This window comes from Campylobacter sp. LR264d, assembly GCF_008633895.1.
GTDB lineage: Bacteria > Campylobacterota > Campylobacteria > Campylobacterales > Campylobacteraceae > Campylobacter_D.
Genome location: NZ_VJNT01000004.1, coordinates 1 through 6474 on the forward strand (window position 1 = coordinate 1; position 6474 = coordinate 6474).

5 protein-coding genes are annotated in these 6474 nt (G+C 28.1%); all 5 read right to left on the bottom strand.

Annotation, left to right across the window (positions count from 1 at the left end; genetic code table 11):
• Window positions 1–1325, bottom strand: a 1325-nt coding sequence (locus tag FMM56_RS00900; RefSeq protein ID WP_150207468.1) for a hypothetical protein, incomplete at its 3' end; no start/stop codon positions are given.
• The gene (locus FMM56_RS00905; protein ID WP_150207470.1) at window positions 1318–3693 is read right to left on the bottom strand and encodes a glycosyltransferase; all 2376 of its coding nucleotides are present in this window, start codon (window positions 3691–3693) and stop codon (window positions 1318–1320) included. The genes FMM56_RS00900 and FMM56_RS00905, both read right to left, overlap by 8 nt.
• Window positions 3662–4696 (bottom strand): tetratricopeptide repeat protein, encoded by a 1035-nt coding sequence (locus FMM56_RS00910; RefSeq protein ID WP_190318960.1) that lies wholly within the window; start codon window positions 4694–4696, stop codon window positions 3662–3664. Before FMM56_RS00910 ends, FMM56_RS00905 begins: the two co-directional genes overlap by 32 nt.
• On the bottom strand, window positions 4689–5924 hold the full coding sequence (locus tag FMM56_RS00915) for a LicD family protein (protein WP_150141834.1): 1236 nt from the start codon (window positions 5922–5924) through the stop codon (window positions 4689–4691). The genes FMM56_RS00910 and FMM56_RS00915 overlap by 8 nt, the downstream gene beginning before the upstream one ends.
• Window positions 5908–6321, bottom strand: coding sequence for an adenylyltransferase/cytidyltransferase family protein (locus tag FMM56_RS00920; protein WP_150141835.1), 414 nt, complete (start codon window positions 6319–6321; stop codon window positions 5908–5910). The genes FMM56_RS00915 and FMM56_RS00920 overlap by 17 nt, the downstream gene beginning before the upstream one ends.
• Window positions 6322–6474 lie beyond the last annotated feature (153 nt).

Consider the following 6474-nt stretch of genomic DNA (forward strand, 5'->3'; position numbering starts at 1 on the left):
AAATAAAGTTCTTTAATAATTTGTAAATTACCATTATCATAAGCCATTTTAGCATATTGAAAAGCCTTTAATAAATCTTTTTTAAAAGCATAAATTTTAGAAGCTATAAAACAAATTAAAGGTCTATTAGCATTAGCTGCTTTTAAATAAATATCAAAACTTTCACTAAAAATTATTCCTGCAAAGGTTTTTAAAAATAAGCTTTTGCTGAATTTATCTAAGTCTTGTTTTTGCAAACATTGTTCTATTTCATCAAATTTTTCATTTAAACCAAGCATTATTATAAGATGATGAGTTATAGTTACATTTGTATGTTTATAGGCATTTGCCTTTGTAATCAAGTCTAGTAAAAATTCTTTATCAAAATTTTGCCCTTTAGCTAACATATAAGCTACAAACAAAGAACTTGCTCTTAACTCTTCATCTGTTTTAAAATAATTATGATTTTTTAATATTATATTTATTGTTTCTTTTTTATCAGCATAAATATCTACGCTTTTAGCTTTTCCTATCATGGTAGCAAATCTAGAAAAAAGCGAGCTTCCCCCTCTATAAATTGTCCTAGCCTTTGATAAAAAATATACTTCATATAAATCATACTTCGTTCTTTTGGTTTTATAAGCTTTTAAAATTTCACTTGCAAGTTGAATTTTAATGCCTTTTTTTGCAAAGTCATCACAAACTATCTTAGCATTTTCATCCATATCAGAAAATAAGATTATATTTTTATCCTTTTCATTTTCTATAATCTCTTTTACTATCTCAATAGGCATTAATTTATAAAACATAGAAGCTAAGCAATAAATGTTAACGTTTTCTTGATAAATTATATCCTTTCCTCTAAAATGAATAGCCACAAAGTCTTTTAAGTCTTTTGCCTTATTATCAATCTTTTTTAAATTTTCTTTTATTTCATCGCAAAAATCTATTTCTTTAAAAAATTTCTCAAATAAATTTTTATATTCTTTCTCGCTTATATCGCTTAATTGATCATTTAAATTAAGCAAGGGTGCGTAATATCCAAATTCTTTGTCCCAAGGCTTTTTTATTAATGCTTCTATGCTTTTTTTGCCATTTTGAAAAAATAAGGGAGAACCAGGGGCTATGCTTTTAGTAAAAGAATATTTTTGCACAAAGTCCTTAGAAAAAAAATCCTCTTCTTTTACTATATTTTCATAAGCCTTTATAGCACTTTTATAATAATCATGCCAACAAAAACCCCATTGACAATTGCTTTTATAGGCTAAAATCATAGCATTTACTATAGTATAAAGACGACCTCCAAGCCCGTCAATCCTAGCTGCTATAAATTTTAAATCATTCATTATCTATAAATCTTTCCAAATTCTTCAAAGCCCTTTCATTATAGGCTTGATAGTTAAATTCCACCTGTTTAACCTCTCCTTTCAAAAAGGCTTCAAGACCATCTTCTAAGGCTTGTTGATTATTTTGGGTAATAAGTCCATATTTGCCATTTTCAAGTACTTCTGTCGCCCCAAATTCATAATCCACACTTACTATTGGAATATTTAAAAGCATAGCTTCATGAAGGACAACCCCTTGTCCTTCATGAAGGGAAGACATCACAAAACAAGATGATTTTTTTAAGTAAGGATAAGGATTTGCAATGTAACCTAGTAAAAATACACTATTTTTAAGTCTAAGTTCTTTTATAAGTCTAGTTAAATCAGGCTTTAAAGGACCATCGCCTAAGATTAAAAGCCTAGTTTTTGGGTATTTTTTATGAATGTTACAAAATGCCCTTATAAGCTTTGCTTGGTCCTTTTCTATGCTTAAACGGGCTATATTTATAAAGATTTGAAAGCCTTGTTTAAAGTACTTTAAACCCTTTTTGTCTAAATCTAGCTTTGATTTTGCTAAAATCTCATCTGCATTTATGAAATTTGGAGCTGGTTTGAATTTATCTTTTTGTATATTATAAATCTCACTTAAATCCTTTAAATTTAACTCATTTGTATCCTTACTTACAGAAAGTAAAAAATCATACTTATCATAGATATTAAAAGTCATTTCAAGGTAAGGAAAACGTTTTTGACACTCTCCTAACATGTTATTATGCAGATAAATTATCTTTTTAAAATCCCCTTTTGCATAGGCAAATAAGAGATTTAAAAGCCTAGTATAGCCATCATACTGGATTAACACGTTAAAATTAGCATCGCCAAAATTTCTTTTAAATTCCCTTTCATATGCCTTTTTAAAGGCTTGTTCTTGTAGTTCATTTGTCCTTTTTATGCTAAATTCAACATGCGTTAGTAAAAATTCCTCTTCAACACTTAAATTTAAAGCCCCCGTCTTGCAAAGCACGTTACATTTATCTTTAATCTCGTTAAATATAGCCTTTCTTTCAGCAAATGCGTCAATTCCGCCTGGTTCTATAAGTACATTTATAGAGTATTTTTCTTTGTCAATGATATTTACAAGGCTTTTAAAGGCACTTGTAATGCCATTTGGCATAAAGGGACCTTCAAAAAATAAAAGATTTATTTTGTTATGTTCTTTTTTATATAATCTACTTTCATCAAATTCATCAAAAAAGAAAAAATCAATCACCCTTTTTGTAGCGTTTTTATCATCTAGTGGAAAAAATTTTTCTTTTAAATGGGCATATTTTCCCTTTTTATTTAAAAAGCCTTCATCGCTTAAAAGAACTTTTACTTCTTCGATACTTTTGCAATAAGAAAGCCCTAAGTCCTTTAAATCAAAATACACTCCCCTTTCTTTTTTATACTCTTCATAGTCATAACAATAATAAATTATACTTTTATCCATACACATAAAATCAAAGGCTATACTAGAATAATCAGTGATTAAAATATCAACTATGCTTAAAAGCTCATTCGTGTCAATATCTCTATCATTTGCATCATAAATTCTACTGCCTATTTTTTCTATATATTTAAGAGTTTCGTAATGCCCTTTAAAAAGAATTTTAAAGGGCATTACGGCTAACTCTTTGAGGAGTTTCGTGATGATCTCGTACTCAAAATTTGCCTCGCCAAAATGTCCTCTAAAAGTTGGGGCATATAAAAGCACTCTTTCGCCTTCTTTTATATTAAACCTTTGCTTTAATCTTTGTTTTGCAACTTCATCATAATTTAAATCATTTCTAGCATAGCCACTTACTAAGGACTTGCCACTATAAATATCAGCTATATCATAGTCTTTTAAGATAACATTTTGAGTAAATTCATTTGGGTTAACTATATGCGTTGTTTGTAAAAAATTTCTTTGACTGTTTGCATGTTCCATAAAAGAAGTTTTTATATGCTTTCCAAGGCATTTTAAGGGTGTTCCATGCCAGGTATTTAGATAAAATTGCCCCTGCTTGCGTATAAAATACTCCCCAAAGGTAGTATTATTTATAAGATATTTAGCACTTGCAAGGTATCTTAGGTAATTATCACTGCCCCTTTTAACTACTATTAAATTCTTAAGCCTCTTATACTCATCTTGCAAAAATTTACTATCTTCTAAGACCCAAATATGAGTAAAATCCTTAAATCTTTCATCCTTTAATAATGCTTTAAAAATAGCATAGGGATTGCAACTCATAAGGCGTCCATGAAAGACCTCATAAAGTATAGTTTTTTCCCTTATGGGTTCGTTTTCATAAAAATGATTGTAACGAGCCTTAAAATTAAAATTGCGATTCTTCAATGCTTTGGTCATAATTCATCTCCCCCCCCCCTACAAGTGTAGTAACGCTTACAATTTGCATTTGTAAAAAGACCTCATTTGCCCTTTTTTCTTGCCCTAACTTAGCTAAGCAAAGTCCAAGCCTATATAAATATTCAGTTCTTTTTACATTTGTCCTATTTGCTGCTTCTTCAAAGTGAAGTACTGCTTTTTGAAAATTTTCTTTTCTTTCATAAATTCTTGCTAGATTAAAATGCGTTAAAGCCCTTTGATAGTTTAATTCTAAACATTTTTCATAATAAATTAGTGCGTTTTCAAAATCATACAAAATCTCATAACTAAGCCCTATTTTATCGTATAATTCATCTGAAATTTTAATTTCAAGCTGTTTTAAATAAGCCTTATTTGCCAAGGACCACCTGCCATTTATCTCATGGAAAATTCCAACTCCAATTAATTTTGCATTTTTACTTTCACTAGCTAAACTATCTTGCTTTATAGCATTTTCATAGGCTTTTTTTGCCTTTTCATTTTCATTAAGCATTTGTAGGCAATAACCCATTTCATAGTATAAAGTACTTAGTTTTTCCTTGTTTTCACAAAGCTTAATGCATTCTTCATAAACACTAGCTGCCCTTTGAAAATACTTCATTTTTTGCAAGGCAGTAGCTAGGTCAAGTAGTAAAATGTATTTTTTGCCCTTTTTATTAATTAAATGTTCTAAGTCTAAAATTTCTTTCCACCATAATTTTTCAGCCTTAAAAATGCTTGTGTTTGCGTCTTCAGCTTGATTTAATTGTTGTTTCCAGTTTTCATTATTTGGGTTAAGTTCTAAGGCGTGATTAAAGGCATCAATCGCCATTGAATAATCTTGTACCTTAAAAAAGCACATGCCTATTTTAAAATAATTTTTTGCGTGTTCTGGCATATATTTACTAGCTTTTTCATAGTACATTCTTGCTTTTTCATAATCCTTATCCCTATGATAAATTTTCATAGCAATCAAATAAAATAGATAAAATAAGGCTTTATTCATTTTCATCCTTTAAGCATTCTTTTATAAATTCATCTTCTTTATAAAATTTAAGTTTTTCTAAAATTCTTTTCTTATTATTTTTAGCAAAATCACTCATTAACAAATAATAAAGGCAAATTATCATTTGTTTTTCGTTTGTTACTTCTAAATTTGGAGTATCTAAAAAGCTATTAAATTCTAAGCTATTTTTTGGTACTTGCCAATTAGGACCGTAATTTTCTTCTAAATATAAGTTATGATTTAAAGGGGCTTTTGCCTTTAAGCCTAAAAATTCATAATCAGTAAGGGTAAAAAAGGAATTTTTCCACCTTAAAAAATCCCCATTATGATAAATTTTATCTCCTTCTTTATAATGTATAAAAATATCTATATAAATGCCATTTAAGTGATAAAACTGCACAAAATGTTCATGGTATAAACTAGCTAAGATAAAATTGCTATCTTTTATAATCATACTTTGCAAGTCTTTAAGCTTTATATCAAAAACGCCTAAATCTATATCATAATCTGTGCTTATAAAATTTTTATCCCTAATAAGACCTAAGAAAGTACCACTTATTAAAAAATATTCTTTATTGTGTTTTTTAAAAAGCTTGTCTAAATCTTGCAAGGCTTGTAGGGCGTTTTTTAAAGACATTGCTTTTTTGATTGATTGTTGATTTTTGCCACTTAAAAGCACAACTTTTACTAAATTTTTTTGAAATTTAAAAACTTCTTCGCTATTTATGGGAATTTGAATACAACTTAAATGCCTTGCTATCTCGTGTTTATGACTTTTAAATTTGGTAAAATTATTTAAATTTTGCTTATAAATTTTTTCTACTCTTAAAAAATCTTTATCATCTTGTATTAATTTTGCTAAGATATCCCAAGACTTTATCCTATCACTTGTTTTAATTAAATTTTCTATTAAGATAAAGGCTTCTTCTTTTTTTCCTAAAAATTTTAAAATTTCACATTTAAAATAACTTGCATCTATGCTTTTTGTTTTGCTTAAAAAGGCATTTATGTAAGTTAAGGCTTTTTCAAAATCACCCTTTGTAAAATATAATCTTGCCTTGTAAAGCTTTGCTAAATTTATATTAAAAAAATCTAAAAAATTGATTAATTTGTCTGCTCGTTTTAATCTTGCATTTTGTAAAAGACTTTCTAAAATATAAGCAAAAACCAAAAAAAGCTTAGTTCTGCTTTGTCTATAAGCAAAAATCAACCTAGCCTTGAAAGTCATTTTTAATTCTTTGTAAAAGCTCACTAGTTGATATATTTTGTGTCCTTGGCAAGTAAATAACCTCACAAATATCCTTAAATTCGTCAAACTTACCAGCCCAGTCATCGCCCATTATCAAAATATCAGCATTATATCTTTTTAAATACTCTCTTTTTAACTCCAAACTTTCTTCTAAAAATACGCTATTTACAAATTTTAAACCAGCTACTATATGAGCCCTTTCTATCTCATTCATTATAGGATAACGATTTTTCTTGCTAAAATTTAGTTTATCTGAACTAATACCTACAAAAAGTTCATCTCCATAAGTAGCAGCCCTTTCTAAAAGCTTTAGGTGCCCAAAATGAAACAAATCAAAGGTCCCAAAGGTTAAAACCCTTTTACGATTTAAATGCAAAATAATCCTTAAAACTTAAAATAACCTTAAAAGTTTGAAAACTACTATTTTCAAACTTTTATTAAGAAATTTTTAAGGAATCAAATGCCTAAACTTAAGGATTTTAAGCTAAATTTAAATTTTAAAGATTTTGTGAAAAAAAAGAATTATTAG